General features: G+C 64.2%; 13 protein-coding genes. 5 read left to right on the top strand and 8 right to left on the bottom strand.

Annotated elements, in window-relative coordinates; all coding sequences use genetic code 11:
- Nucleotides 1-171 precede the first annotated feature (171 nt).
- Together AC3EMP_RS31310 and AC3EMP_RS31315 are read left to right on the top strand one after the other, a co-directional pair.
- Complete coding sequence (locus tag AC3EMP_RS31310; protein ID WP_031199642.1) at nt 172-840, top strand: hypothetical protein; 669 nt, start codon at nt 172-174, stop codon at nt 838-840.
- A 13-nt stretch (nt 841-853) separates the two neighbouring features.
- Nucleotides 854-2,065, top strand: coding sequence for a cytochrome P450 (locus tag AC3EMP_RS31315; RefSeq protein ID WP_352711676.1), 1,212 nt, complete (start codon nt 854-856; stop codon nt 2,063-2,065).
- Here the strand turns inward: AC3EMP_RS31315 and AC3EMP_RS31320 are convergent.
- The 5 genes from AC3EMP_RS31320 to AC3EMP_RS31340 all read right to left on the bottom strand — a co-directional run bounded on the left by AC3EMP_RS31320 (nt 2,049) and on the right by AC3EMP_RS31340 (nt 5,985).
- Entirely contained in the window at nt 2,049-2,963 is a 915-nt protein-coding gene (locus AC3EMP_RS31320; RefSeq protein ID WP_023710846.1) for a glycosyltransferase family protein, read from the bottom strand. The genes AC3EMP_RS31315 and AC3EMP_RS31320 overlap by 17 nt on opposite strands.
- Nucleotides 2,960-3,835, bottom strand: a complete 876-nt coding sequence (locus tag AC3EMP_RS31325) for an alpha-1,2-fucosyltransferase (protein WP_023710845.1) — start codon at nt 3,833-3,835, stop codon at nt 2,960-2,962. The genes AC3EMP_RS31320 and AC3EMP_RS31325 overlap by 4 nt, the downstream gene beginning before the upstream one ends.
- Nucleotides 3,836-3,940: 105 nt before the next feature.
- Nucleotides 3,941-4,300 carry a hypothetical protein gene (locus AC3EMP_RS31330; protein WP_023710844.1) on the bottom strand — a complete coding sequence of 120 codons (360 nt, stop codon included), beginning with the start codon at nt 4,298-4,300 and terminating at the stop codon, nt 3,941-3,943.
- An 88-nt stretch (nt 4,301-4,388) separates the two neighbouring features.
- Nucleotides 4,389-5,537 carry an amidohydrolase gene (locus AC3EMP_RS31335; RefSeq protein WP_352711680.1) on the bottom strand — a complete coding sequence of 383 codons (1,149 nt, stop codon included), beginning with the start codon at nt 5,535-5,537 and terminating at the stop codon, nt 4,389-4,391.
- A gap of 28 nt (nt 5,538-5,565) precedes the next feature.
- On the bottom strand, nt 5,566-5,985 hold the full coding sequence (locus AC3EMP_RS31340; RefSeq protein WP_023683109.1) for a hypothetical protein: 420 nt from the start codon (nt 5,983-5,985) through the stop codon (nt 5,566-5,568).
- A gap of 234 nt (nt 5,986-6,219) precedes the next feature.
- Between AC3EMP_RS31340 and AC3EMP_RS31345 the strand changes: the two genes are divergently transcribed.
- Genes AC3EMP_RS31345 through AC3EMP_RS31355 form a run of 3 tightly spaced genes read left to right on the top strand, consistent with a single transcriptional unit; the run spans nt 6,220 to nt 7,873 of the window.
- The gene (locus tag AC3EMP_RS31345; RefSeq protein ID WP_352597560.1) at nt 6,220-7,383 is read left to right on the top strand and encodes a GlxA family transcriptional regulator; all 1,164 of its coding nucleotides are present in this window, start codon (nt 6,220-6,222) and stop codon (nt 7,381-7,383) included.
- Entirely contained in the window at nt 7,281-7,562 is a 282-nt protein-coding gene (locus AC3EMP_RS31350; RefSeq protein ID WP_023669694.1) for a type II toxin-antitoxin system ParD family antitoxin, read from the top strand. Before AC3EMP_RS31345 ends, AC3EMP_RS31350 begins: the two co-directional genes overlap by 103 nt.
- Nucleotides 7,559-7,873 (top strand): type II toxin-antitoxin system RelE/ParE family toxin, encoded by a 315-nt coding sequence (locus tag AC3EMP_RS31355; RefSeq protein WP_352711684.1) that lies wholly within the window; start codon nt 7,559-7,561, stop codon nt 7,871-7,873. Before AC3EMP_RS31350 ends, AC3EMP_RS31355 begins: the two co-directional genes overlap by 4 nt.
- On the opposite strand, the gene AC3EMP_RS31360 is transcribed toward AC3EMP_RS31355, so the two are convergent.
- The 3 genes from AC3EMP_RS31360 to eglC are packed head-to-tail and all read right to left on the bottom strand — an operon-like array spanning nt 7,860 to nt 12,368.
- Entirely contained in the window at nt 7,860-9,179 is a 1,320-nt protein-coding gene (locus AC3EMP_RS31360; protein WP_023735099.1) for an HlyD family type I secretion periplasmic adaptor subunit, read from the bottom strand. The genes AC3EMP_RS31355 and AC3EMP_RS31360 overlap by 14 nt on opposite strands.
- 3 nt (nt 9,180-9,182) lie before the next feature.
- Nucleotides 9,183-10,943, bottom strand: coding sequence for a type I secretion system permease/ATPase (locus AC3EMP_RS31365; protein WP_352711687.1), 1,761 nt, complete (start codon nt 10,941-10,943; stop codon nt 9,183-9,185).
- Complete coding sequence (gene eglC / locus AC3EMP_RS31370; RefSeq protein WP_023820593.1) at nt 10,944-12,368, bottom strand: endo-1,3-1,4-beta-glycanase EglC; 1,425 nt, start codon at nt 12,366-12,368, stop codon at nt 10,944-10,946.
- Nucleotides 12,369-12,378: the final 10 nt, after the last annotated feature.

Consider the following 12,378-nt stretch of genomic DNA (forward strand, 5'->3'; position numbering starts at 1 on the left):
AAAGGGGAACCATGATGATTAGACAGGCTTGTGAAAGCCGTGAAATGGTTCTCGATCCGGCATGCGTCAAACAGGAGATAGAACAGGTTGACGTTTCCGTGAAGCTGCAAACCGCATTGGCAAGAAACTGCCATGCGCCATCAACGCGTTAGAAGTCGAGGCAGCCGACACATGAATTTAGACGATGTTGCGATACCCATCCGCCGGTTAGAGCTGGAAGACATGCCGTTGCTGATGGAGCTTGAGGCTGCCGCCTGGGCAGCCCCGCTGCAGGCGAGCGAAACGACCATCCGCCACCGGCTGGCACTCGGACACACCATGTTCGGCGCGATCGATGGCGATCTGCTTGCCGGCACCATCTGCTTTGCCGAGACCAGCCAGGATCCGCTGGTGCGCGCCGATTTCCCCAGGAATTTCGATGCCTATGCATCGCTGCCGCGCAGCGAGCCGGTTTACGCGCTTTACGCCTACAATCTCTGCGTCCGGCCGAGCCATCGCGGCACCAACACGGCGGTGCGGCTCTTGAAGGAGATGGAGAGCCACGGCCGCCGCCTGGGCGCCAGCTGGCTGATCGGCGATGGCCGCTGCTCGTCCTATGCCGGCTCCTCGGGCGACGAGTATGATCATGTCAAGGCCGATGCGCGGTTCCGCGCCACCATCGACCGCTGGAACCAGACCGGCACAAGACCGCCGCTGGAAGAGATCATCCGCGATCCGCTGCTGCGCATGCACTACCGCGTCTACGGATGCGAGTTCCTCTACGTCATGCCGGACTTCTTCCCGCAGGACGCCACGTCAGGCGGCTTCAGGGTCATTTCAGCCAAGAATCTCAAGGCATGAGATTCGAGCCGTCATGACAGCTCCGCATTTCGATCCGTTCGCGCTCGGCGACGACCCGTTTCCGCATTTCGCCCGCATGCGCGCCGCCGGCGGCATTGCGCGCGGCGTCGCGCCCTATCCCGAGCTGGCCGACGCGCATTATGTGTTCAGCCATGAGCTGGTGTCGGGCGCGCTGAAGCATCCCGCTCTTGTTCAGGCGCCGCCGGGTACATATGAAGAGGTCCGCCGCAAGCTCGTCGACCATGCGCCCATGGCTCTGCTCAGCCGCTCGGTGCTGCTTGCCGATCCGCCTCAGCATGGCGCCTTGCGCCGGCCGGTCGCTGGCTTTTTCTCACGGCCGGCCATCGAAGCGCTGACGCAAGGTCTTCGCGCGCTGAGCCACGAGCTGGTCGAGCGTGCGCTGGCGGATGGCCGCGTCGACGCCGTCGCCGGGCTCGCCGTGCCGGTGTCCTTCTGGCTGCTGCAGGAAATCCTCGGCATCGAGATCGAGGACCCTTGGGCGTTGAAATCGGTGACCCGCCGCATGGCCAGCGCATTCGACCTGCGAAGAGCGCAGCCGCCGGCAGCAAGCGCCGAGGCCTATCGCGAATGCCAGGCTTTTGTCGAGGAGCGGCTGGCTCGACAGGCCTACCGGCCGGACGGAATGGTTGCCGGCATGGTGCGGGAGGTTGCGCAAGGCCGCTGGTCGCGCGGGGACATGGTGGCCAACATCGTCTTCATGCTGTTTGCCGGACAGGAGACTGTCGTCGACGCTCTCGGCAACGCAATTGTTGCGCTGGATCGCTTTCCCGAACAGCGCGCGCTGCTCGAGCGCGGCGCTGTCGACTGGAGCAGCGCGGCGGCCGAACTGCTGCGCTATGGCGCCTCGGTGCAATACGCCGTCGCCCGCATCGCGGCGCAGGACATCGACCTCGGCGACGTCAGGATTGCGGCTGGCGAAGCGGTCGTGCCGGTGCTCGGCAGCGGCAATCGCGACGATGCCGTCTTCGCCGATGGCGACCGGCTGGACCTCACGCGCCCGCCAACCATGTCGATGACCTTCGGCACCGGCCTGCATGTCTGCCTCGGGCAGCATGTCGCCCGTATCGAGATCGCGGCGATGATAGAAGCCCTGTTCACCCGTGCGCCCGGATGGCGGCTCGATGCCGCAAATGCCGAGCGCCGCGCCTCGATGTCGTTTCACGGCATGGCTACCGCGCCGCTGATCCTCAACCCCGCTGCGTGAAAAGCGGCCGCGTCTGGGGCATGACCGCCGGGTCGAGCGACCTGACGATTTCCGAAACCTTTGCCCGCAAGGCGCCCACCGTCGCATCGTCGAGCGGATCGAGAATATCGTTCTGATCTCTCGATACCCGGTACTCGTCCAGCGACGGCGCCTCGCTCGACGGCGTGAAGCCGCCGCCGCGGGCATGCTTGTCGGCCAGTTCCTGCCTCGATTTCACGGCATAGTGGCGGATCCAGCCGATCTTCCATTCCATCGGCATGGCCGCCGGGTGCTTGTCGAGCGTCATGCCGTCGACCAGCGTCCTGCGCAGCGAGATGCGGAAACCGTGCGGGTGCGGCATGAACTGCCCGGGATCCCGCAGCGCCTTGCGCAGCACCGAGGACACGCGGGCAAACGACTTCTTCCAGCGCGCGGTCGGGGCGTCATGCGTGCCGCGCCTTTGAAACCGCACCGTCACCAGTTCGTCGTCATAGGCCTCTTTGCCGTCGCTGCCGAAATTCACCCAGCGAAAGGCGACGCTGCGCACGCCCGGGCGGCTCAAAAGCGAGCGGACCAGTTCGGCTCCGCTCCAGGGCGGCGCGTCGAGCGGCTCGAGGAACTCGTCGGCGTCCATGAAGCCCAGATAGCGATAGCCGTGGAGCAATGCCTGCCAGTAAAGATAGGAATAGGCCCGCCGCTGCGGCAGCACCGTGTCGTGTCGCCAGTCGACCAGCCGGATCCAGCCGGCATCGCGCAACGCCTGGAGCACCGCCGTCTGCGGTCCGGCGCTGCAGTTGTCGGCGATCATCAGGTCGAAGCCATGCAGCTTGTGCCAGGCGACCCACTCGATCACATAGGGCTGCTCCAGCTTCATGATCGCGCAGATCACCGGCCTGTTGACGGAAAACGGAATTCTCATCGCAACGCTTTCCCCGCGCCACCGGCTGCTGCTTGAGGCTCGACCTGCCGGAACGGGATCGCGTCGCCATAAAATGCTGCAAGCTGCTCCGAAGAGCCCGTCCAGTCGCCCATGTCGAACTGGTGGAACCGATAGCGGGGGTCGTCAAGCGGCAGCAAGTCGATATCCGGCCTGATGCGCGGGTCGAATATGCCGGCCACCGGCAGATGGATCGTCCGCGCCGAAGACAACCAACCGGCCAGCCAGGAGAAGCTGCTCACCCCCGTGACGAGATGGCTCGCCCGGCGCAGCGTCTCGAAATCCGTCAATGGCGACGCCTTCGGCGCGAAGACAGCATCGGGAAAACGCTGACGCAGGCGCCGGCAATAATCGTTGTCGTCATGGGTCTGGCCGACGAAGACCGGCTTGCGGCCGCTATCCTTGATGAGCGTCTCGAAGAAGCCGAATGGCATCGGGCAATAGTTGCGGTGGAAGCCGTCGAGGATGTCGCCGGCCCGCACATGGATGACGAGAAAATCGTCGCCATGGGTCGGCGCGGCGACGGCACGCCCGTCGAACAGCCCGGAGACCTCGTCCCGGTCATAATAACCCAGCCGCTGCGCGAAGCCCTTGAAGCGGATGCTCCGCGCCCGCCTGTCGCGGAGCGCGGCTATGATCCCGTCGAGGTCGTAGCGGTGATAGCCGTCGACCCGAAGCAGCCGGTATTTCCACAACAAAGGCGGCCGCACCTTGGCAATGGACCATTCCGGCAGGTCGGCGTCGCAGACATAGCCACCGGGGATACGCTTCGCCAGCACATGGCAAAACATGTACTGGAACATCTTGTTCGCCATGCCGCCAAACGGCTGCATCACGATGGGCACTTGCCGCATTGGACCCCTTTCGCCAAGGACGGTCATTGTTACCCGAGCTGCGCGGGCCGGTCGACTGGCCTCTGACGCCAAGGGCGCATCATGATCGCCGCCGGCAAGCCACCCTCAGGGATAATGCGTCGGCTTTGGCGCGTAGATCTTTGGATCGAAGTCCAGATCCCTCGGCAAGGGCAGGCTTGAGCACTGCAAATGCACCTCGCGTGCGAGCAGCCGGCGCCGCTTCTGCTCATTCTCCTTGATGGCCGCAACGAGCCCCATGCTGTAAGGCCCCAGCACGACGCCGGCGGCCCATCCCGGATGCTCCTTCTCGCGCCGGTCGTAGTTCAAGGCATCCGTGCGGGCCTGCTGGCATTCCGGCGTCGCCCATTTCGGGTCCTGCGGCGAGAGCGAGGCTCCATACTGGACCGGAGACGATACGCACCCTGCCACTGTCGCAGTCAACGCGACGACCATTGCAATTCTCATCCGCAAGCCCCTCCTAATGTAGGAGGCGACTACAAGACGATTCCAGCGGGAAAAAGGCAGCTTCAGGATGCGGATTTTGCAGGGCCGCTCACCCCAGCAGGTTGCGCGCCGTGCGCATGAAGATCTTCGAGCCGATCGGGATCAGATCGTCGGGAAAATCATAGTCGGGATTGTGCAATGACGGGGTGCGCTCGCCCGCGCCGAGGAAGAACATCGCCGACTTCGCCTTGTGGCCGAAAATGCCGAAATCCTCCGAGGCGCGCATCGGCAGGGCTTCCTCGCTGCGCGGCACACCCTCTTCGTCCAACGCGCGGTTGAGATGTTCCACCGCGTCTGGAGCGTTGACGCTGGCGACGAAGATCTCGTGATAGTCGCAGCGCACGGAAAGGTGGTGCTCGGCCGCGATCCTGGTGGCCAACGCTTCCGCCGCCGCGACCAGTTCCGCCATGCGCTCGTCGCGCCTTGTACGCAGCGTCGCCCACACCTCGGCGTGAGCAGGCGCGATGCCGAACACGGCCTCGCCCATCGTCGCATGGGTGACGGTGACCATGCTGAAATCATCGTCGGCAAAGGTGCCGCGGCCGAGCGCCGGCAGCAGCGGCATGAGCTCGCTCACCGCCAGCATCGGCGACACGCCGGTTTCGGGCATGGACGAATGCGCGGTTTTGCCGTCCAGCACGATGCGTATGCCGCGCGAGGCGCAGTTGACCACGCCGGGCTTGAGGCGAACCTCGCCGAACGGCACGCCCGGCAGATTGTGCAGGGAGAAAGCAAAATCCGGCGCGATCTCGTCAAAGCGCGCATCGGCGACGACGCCGGCCGCGCCATTGCCGGTCTCTTCCGCCGGCTGGAACATCAAGACGACGCGGCCGCGCGCCGGCCGTTCTCGTCCGAGCTGGCGGCCGAGTGCGGCCAGGATCGCGGTGTGGCCGTCATGGCCGCACATATGCGATTTTCCCGGCACCTGCGAGGCATGCTCGACGCCCGAAAGCTCCTCGATCGGCAGCGCATCGATCTCCGAGCGGAACAGCACCGTCGGCCCCGCCTGGCCGCTGTCATAGACCGCCGCCACGCCATGACCGCCGAGGCCGGTCAGCACCTTGTCCGGCCCTGTATCGGCGAGGAAGCTGACGACTTCCTTGGCGGTCTGTTCTTCCTCGTTGGAGATTTCAGGCCGCTGGTGCAGCTTGCGGCGCCATGCCGTCAGCTCGATGATATCGCGATTGGTCAGGGTCATGGCTTGGGCTCCGCTTTGGTGCTGCAGGTTACACAAACACGATAGGGTTTTTCTCACGCCGTGCCATACTGATCAATTCCACTAGTCCATCGGCAAATTCCCGAACCCATGGGTCGGTGCTGGATTCGATCAGTCGCAATTCGCGCTCAAGCTCGCCGAAGCTCGGCTCCTCGATGACGTCTCCAACACCGCTGGCTGAAAGGAGGACCATCCGTTCCAGCGCTGACCCTTCGCCGAGAAGACCGGCAATCAGCTCCCCGAGCGCCGCAATGTGGGCTATGTTTCCGACACGCCAGTCACGCGTTGTGACATCGTCCCAGGTGAGAGTCACGTCTTCGGGATGGATCACCTCGCATTCGCCGTTTTCCGGATCCCGCTGAAAGCGATAGCCGGGGAATTCCCGCTCCATGGTCGAAACGCTTTTAAAAACCGCCAAGTCGAGACCCATGCTCCCTCCCGCCTAACCGAAGATCATCCTTACATTCGGCTCCAACAATCGGTCAAAGCTCTTTTGGACCTATTCTCGAAACATTGGAGAAGAGATGGCCGACCGGTTGCACACTAAGGTCGTCAATCTCATCTCCGATTCTGGCGGCCAATCCTGAGGGGCATGGTGCTCGAGTCCGTGCCAATCTTCAGCAACTAGGCTCCATCCACCCGAAGGAACGGTTTCGGAGCAACAATGGCCAGGCGGTTTGCGTTTCTCTTGGTTCGCGACTTCACGCTGTCGCCGCTGTCGCTGTTCATCGACACGCTGCGGCTGGCCGGCGATGAAGGCGACCGCAGCCGCCGGATCGAGTTCGACTGGGAGATCGTCGGCGAGCGTGGCCTGCCGATCCGGGCGAGTTGCGGTGTCGAGTTGCTGCCGACCAAGGCGATCGGCAATCCGCAGGAGTTCGACAATGTCGTCGTGGTCGGCCTGCTCGACACCAACCGCAGCCTCAGCTCCGAAAAGGAGGCCTTCCTGTTGCGGGCGGCCGAAAAGGGCGTGCCGCTGACGGCACTCTGCACCGGCAGCTTCGTGCTCGCGCGCTACGGTCTGCTCGATGGCTACAGTGCTGCCGTCAGCTGGTTTCACATCAAGGATTTCCGCAGCCAATTCCCTGATGTGAACGCCCATGCCGACAGCCTGTTTTCCGTCGATAGGGGCCGCTCGACCTGCGCCGGAGGCACGGGTGCGGCCGACCTTGCCGGCCATTTCGTGTCGCAGTTCATCGGCCGCAAGGCTGCGGAAAAAGCCGCCAAGACCCTCGTGCTCGACCGCATCCGCTCGAGCCTGGATGTGCAGCCCGTCGGCGATCTCTTTCCGGCCGCGTCGAGCCGAGCGGTGAAACGGGCGCTGCTTCTGATGGAAAGCAATCTCCAGGAGACGCTGTCGGTCGCCGAGATCGCGGGCCGGTTGCATTTATCCCGGCGCCAGCTTGAGCGGCTGTTCGGCGCCGAGCTCGGCATCGGCCCGATGGCCGCCTATCTTGCGCTGCGCGTACATCAGGCCAAGTCGCTGCTGGAGGGGAGCGACTTGGCAATCGGCGACATCGCCTACCGCTGCGGTTTTCCCAATGCCGGCCATTTCAGCCGTGTCTTCCGCCAGCAGACCGGCATCACGCCGACCCATCTCAGGCATCCGAACCGAATGTCCGGTGTCTTTGCCGACGCCAAGGGGAGCGGTCCCAAAGCCTATATTGGGGCGTGCAATCTCGCCGTTGGTATGATAATATCATACCAACCTGATAGGAGGGATCCATGTCCGCCACCGAAAAACGCACCTTCAGCCTGCCGGCCGAGCAGGCTGCTTTCATCGACCAGCTCGTTCGGTCCGGCACATACGCGACCAGCAGTGAAGTGATCCGCGCCGGTCTTCGCGCATTGCAGGAACGCGACGCCGCTGTGGAGCGCTGGCTGCGTGAGGAGGTCGCGCCGACCTATGATAGGTGGAAGGCAGACCCCTCCCAGGCCATCCCGGCCGACAAGTCTTTTGACAGCATTCGCGCACATCACGCAGCTCGCCTCAAGGGGAACGTGTGAAGCGCCGGCATGTTGTCCTTTTGCCGGAAGCCCAGACGGACCTGTTATGGATATACGATACGGTCGCTCACGCATCCGGCAACCTCACCGCCCTTCGCTACATCGAGCGGATCGAGCGATTTTGCCTGGGTCTCGACTATGCCTCGGAACGCGGAACCCTAAGGGATGATGTGCGGCCGGGGCTTCGCATCGTTGGCTTCGAGCGCCGCCTGACTGTGGCCTTCACCGTAGAAGGCGACCAGGTGGTGATTCTCAGGGTGCTCTACGGCGGCGTCAACTGGGAGGACGAGTTGGCGCCTATCGCTCCGTGAACGCCCGCGCGAACGAGTCCAGCATCGGCCGCGCCAGATATTCGAGGAAGGTTCGGTCGCCGGTGCTGATAAACGCCTCGACCGGCGTTCCCGGGTAAAGCTGCTCGGCTTTCACGCCCTGCGGCAGCGTGTCGGTGATCTTCAGCCTGGCGCGGAAATACGCCTCATGCGTGGTTTCATCGATCAGCCGGTCGGCGGAAATTTGCGTCACCGTAGCCGGGACCTCAGGGGTGAGGCGCGCGTTCAGGGCGGACAGCCTGAGCTTCGCCGGCTGGCCGACGCGAACCAGGTCCACGTCTTTCGGCCGCAGCTTCGCGTCGACGATGAGGCCCGACGCGGTCGGCAGGATCTCCATGATCTTCTGCCCCGGCGCAATCACGCTGCCTTTGGAGTTGTAGATCGAGGATACCACGATGCCGGCTGCCGGCGCCTTGATCGTCGTGCGCCCCAGCACCGCCTCGGCTGCGGTGATCTGTTCGCCGATGTCGGCCAGGCTGGTGCGAACCTCGTCGAGCTTGGTCAGCGCGTCCTCGACGCGCTGCGTGGTCGCGCGCTCGACCTGCGCCTGGGCTTCGACGATCTGCGTCTTGGTCGCTGCGATATCCGCCTCCAGCGCGCCGGCCTGGCCGACCAGATCGGCCTCGCTGCGCAGAAGCTGCGAATATTCGCTGCGGTTGGTGAGACCCTTGTCGAGCAGGCCGGTCTTGATGCCGAGTTCCTTCTTCACGATCTCGGCCTGTTGCTGGATGGCGAGTTTCTGCGCCTCCAGTCCCAGCGCCGACTCACGATGCATGGCGACGCGCTGCGCCAGGATCGACTGCTCGGAGCGGAACCGGGCGAGCCTGGCCTCGAACTCCTTCTGCTGTTCGTGCACCAGATTGTCGAAATCGCGCTGGAACGGCGCGGGTGCTGCTTCGGCGATCGGCGCCAGCCTGTCCGATCCGTCGCGCTCGGCCTCAAGTCGCGCGGCACTTGCCCTGAGCGCGATCGTCTGTCTGGTCAGCCGGTTGAGGTCGGTCTCGGCCGCCCTGCGGTCGAGCAGGACCAGCGGTTCGCCTTGTTGGACGCGGTCGCCTTCATGCACCAGCAACTGCTCGATGATGCCGCCCTCGGGGTGCTGGATGAGGATGTTGCCGCCCGTCGCCGAGATCGTGCCGGAGGTGATCACCGCGCCGGAGAGCGGCGCGTTCGCCGCCCAATAGCCGAAGCAGCCGACGAAGAGCGCTATGGCCACGTAGCCGACGACGGCCATGCGGCGGAAGTCGGTGCGCGGTCGACCTTCGAAGGCGAGGCTCTGCTGCATCATCGTCTATGACCCGAAGCGGACGCTGTGCGGGCGCACGGTCGGCACGAACGAGCCTGTCACCACCGCGCTCCCGGCCTTGCCGGCCGCCGGTTGCCTCAGCACCTCGCTCGCAGGGCCGAAAGCTTCGACCATGCCGTTGCGCAGGACCATGACGCGGTCGCAGGCCGCGGCGATCGAAGGGCGATGCGTGATGACGACTGTCGTGACGCTTACACTTCGCGCGGCCGAAAGCATCCCTTCGAGCGCCGCCTCCCCACTGCCGTCGAGATGGGCGTTGGGCTCGTCCAGCACCAGCATGCGTGGCTTGCCGTAGAAGGCGCGCGCCAGCCCTATCCGCTGGCGCTCGCCGCCCGACAGCACGGTATGCGACGGGCCTATCATGGTCTGATAGCCGTCGCGCAGCGTGAGAATCAGCTCATGCGCCTCGGCGCGCCTGGCCGCTTCGACGATCGCGGCGTCATCGGCGTCGGGTTCGAAGCGGGCGACATTTTGCGCGATCGATCCCGGGAAAAGCTCCACCTCCTGCGCGAGATAGCCGATATGCCTGCCAAGCTGGGTTTCGTCCCAGCTCCTCAGGTCGGCGCCGTCGACCCTGACCGCGCCGCCGGTCGGCTGCAGCGCGCCCACAAGCAATTTCGCCAGCGTCGATTTGCCGGCCCCGCTCGGGCCGACGATCGCCACCGCTTCGCCGGCGCCGATGGCAAAATTCAACCGCTTGAGGATGGGCTCCGTGCCGAAAGCCGCAGTCGGCGCGATGAAGAACAGATCCTGCACCGAAATCGCGCCCAATGGATCGGGCAGTGCGAGCTTGCGCCCCTGCGCTGGTTGCGCCGCAAGGGCGGTGTCCAGCCGCTTCCAGCATCGCTTGGCGTCGACGATCTGCCGCCAGGATCCGATCAGCTGGTCGAGCGGCTGCAGCGCGCGCGACGACACCAGCGACGAAGCGAAGATCATGCCGGCGGTCATCTGCCCTTGTAGCACCAGCCACGCGCCGGCGCCGAGGATCGCCAGTTGCAGCATCATGCGCAGCGCCCGCGACGTCGCGCTGAAGATCGCATTGGCGCTTCCTGAACGGTCATGCAGGGTCAGCGCCTCAGCAACCTGCTGTCCCCAGACCGCGGCGGCATTTTGCACCATGCCCATGGCGCGCAGCGTGTCGGTGTTGCGGGCGAAGGCCTGCTCCGCCTGGCTGGCCACCGCCGAGCGTTCCGCCGACATGGCATCGTTCCTGCCGATGGCAAGCTGGTTGGCCGCGACCAAGAGAAACAGCAGCACGGCGCCGGCGAGCGTCAGCCAGAACAGGACGGGATGGATGAAATAGAGCAAGGCCAGGAAGACGGGCGCAAACGGCAGGTCGAACAGCACCGCCACGCCGCGCGACCTGATGAAGGCGCAAGTCGTGGCAAGGTCGTTCAGCGGCGACAGCCCGCTGCCGGCATGTCTGGCGCCAAGCGAGGCGGCGAATGTCCGCGCGCCCAGTTTCTGGTCGACGGTGGCCGCAACACGCTGCGCGTAGATGGCGCGGACCGCGTCCAGCAGGCCGAGGAAAGCGAGCGCGACGACCGCCATGACCGAGAGATAAAGCAGCGTCTCGACGCTGGAGGACGGCAACACCCGGTCGTAGACCTGCAGCAGATAGAGCGGGATCACCAGGAGCAGGATGTTGATCAGCAACGAAAAGATGCCGATATCGGCGATGCCGCGCAGGAAAACCGGGCGCAGGCCGATGGCCGTATCCCTGAGTGGCGCGCGGTCCCGTGACATCTAGACCGCGTGCTCGGCTGTCGTGCTCAGATGGCTCTGCTGCAAATCGTTCAGCGTATAGGCGTGGATATAGTCGATCTTCATTTGCGCGGGCGTCGCCAGATGGTCGGGCGGCGCGCCGGCTTGACCGCCGACCGCAAGGTCGACCAGCATATACATGGGCTTGTTCATATCGGACGGCGTCGCCGCTTCCGCGACCTGGACGCCATCATAGGTCCAGACCAGCTTATCCGGCGTCCACAACAGGCCATAGGTGTGATAGCCGTCGGTGTTGGAGACATTCACCGTCGACCCGACCGTGGTGTGGGTTCCCGTCTCATTTGTGTGCGCGGTCATGAGAAGCGCATTCGGGTTCTGCCCATACATTTCGATCACGTCGAGTTCCGGGGGCCATGAACCGTCTTCGGGCAGAAGCCAGAAGGCCGGCCACGCGCCGGCGTTTTCCGGGAGATCGGCCCGCATTTCGAAATAGCCATAGGTCTGCGAGAAGGTGTCGTGCGTCGTCAGTATGCCGGAAGTGTATTCGTAATTGTTGATCAGCGGCTTGATGTCGTCGGGCGCATGCGCCGCGGTTATGGTGAGCACGCCGCTTGCGACGCTGAACGGATGGACCGAGCTGGTCGGCGCATAATTGGCGTCGATATACCATTGCAGCTCGCCGTTCTGGGGCTGCGAGCTGCCGTTCTGCGCCCCCCACCAGAAATTGGAATCCCAGATGCCGCTCTGGCCGTTCCACAGGCTCAGCGTGTTGAAATCGTCGTTGAAGGACAGCGTCATGCCGGTCTTGTCGATCGGCAGCTCGAACTGGCCGGGCTGAAACTTGTCGATCGTGGTGTTGTGGAACACCAGCACCTCGCTCGAGCCGAGGTTCAGCTGCACGTTCGATCCCACCTGGACCATATTGGCGTGGACGGCCTCGAACGAGGTGAAGGCATAGCCGTTGAGGCGCACCGTGTCGGTCGCGCCGAAATCGGAGATCAGGTCGCTGCCATTGCCCTTGGTGACGATGAAGGTGTCGGCGCCGGCGCCGCCGATCAGCACGTCATTGCCCTTGCCGCCGTCCAGCGTCTGGCTGCCAGCGCCGCCCGTTATGATGTTGTCCTGAGCATTGCCGAAGGCATAGTGGCCGTCGCCGGTGACGACGAGGTTCTCGAAATTGGCGGGCAGCTTGTAGCTCATCCAGGTATCGATCGTGTCGACGCCCGCGCCGTAGTTCTCGACCGCTTTGTTGATCGTCGAATAGAGATGGTAATAGTCGTCGCCCGCGCCGCCATACATGGTGACCTTGACGTTGGTGTCGCCCCAGAAGGAATCGTTGCCCGAGGTGCCGTAGCGGTAAGACGCGCCTCCAGTCGCCGAGAACCAATGGGTGGAAGCGCCGGTATAGGGAAGTGGAATGCCTTTGGCGTTGAGGACTGTGGCCATTCCGACACTC

Source organism: Mesorhizobium sp. P160219 (genome assembly GCF_057786095.1).

What these genes read in the sequence shown, in the direction of transcription:
- AC3EMP_RS31310 (WP_031199642.1), top strand. Translation starts at nt 172, where the DNA reads ATGAATTTAGACGATGTTGCGATACCCATCCGCCGGTTAGAGCTGGAA.
- AC3EMP_RS31315 (WP_352711676.1), top strand. Translation starts at nt 854, where the DNA reads ATGACAGCTCCGCATTTCGATCCGTTCGCGCTCGGCGACGACCCGTTT.
- AC3EMP_RS31320 (WP_023710846.1), bottom strand. Translation starts at nt 2,963, where the DNA reads ATGAGAATTCCGTTTTCCGTCAACAGGCCGGTGATCTGCGCGATCATG.
- AC3EMP_RS31325 (WP_023710845.1), bottom strand. Translation starts at nt 3,835, where the DNA reads ATGCGGCAAGTGCCCATCGTGATGCAGCCGTTTGGCGGCATGGCGAAC.
- AC3EMP_RS31330 (WP_023710844.1), bottom strand. Translation starts at nt 4,300, where the DNA reads ATGAGAATTGCAATGGTCGTCGCGTTGACTGCGACAGTGGCAGGGTGC.
- AC3EMP_RS31335 (WP_352711680.1), bottom strand. Translation starts at nt 5,537, where the DNA reads ATGACCCTGACCAATCGCGATATCATCGAGCTGACGGCATGGCGCCGC.
- AC3EMP_RS31340 (WP_023683109.1), bottom strand. Translation starts at nt 5,985, where the DNA reads ATGGGTCTCGACTTGGCGGTTTTTAAAAGCGTTTCGACCATGGAGCGG.
- AC3EMP_RS31345 (WP_352597560.1), top strand. Translation starts at nt 6,220, where the DNA reads ATGGCCAGGCGGTTTGCGTTTCTCTTGGTTCGCGACTTCACGCTGTCG.
- AC3EMP_RS31350 (WP_023669694.1), top strand. Translation starts at nt 7,281, where the DNA reads ATGTCCGCCACCGAAAAACGCACCTTCAGCCTGCCGGCCGAGCAGGCT.
- AC3EMP_RS31360 (WP_023735099.1), bottom strand. Translation starts at nt 9,179, where the DNA reads ATGATGCAGCAGAGCCTCGCCTTCGAAGGTCGACCGCGCACCGACTTC.
- AC3EMP_RS31365 (WP_352711687.1), bottom strand. Translation starts at nt 10,943, where the DNA reads ATGTCACGGGACCGCGCGCCACTCAGGGATACGGCCATCGGCCTGCGC.
- eglC (WP_023820593.1), bottom strand. Translation starts at nt 12,368, where the DNA reads ATGGCCACAGTCCTCAACGCCAAAGGCATTCCACTTCCCTATACCGGC.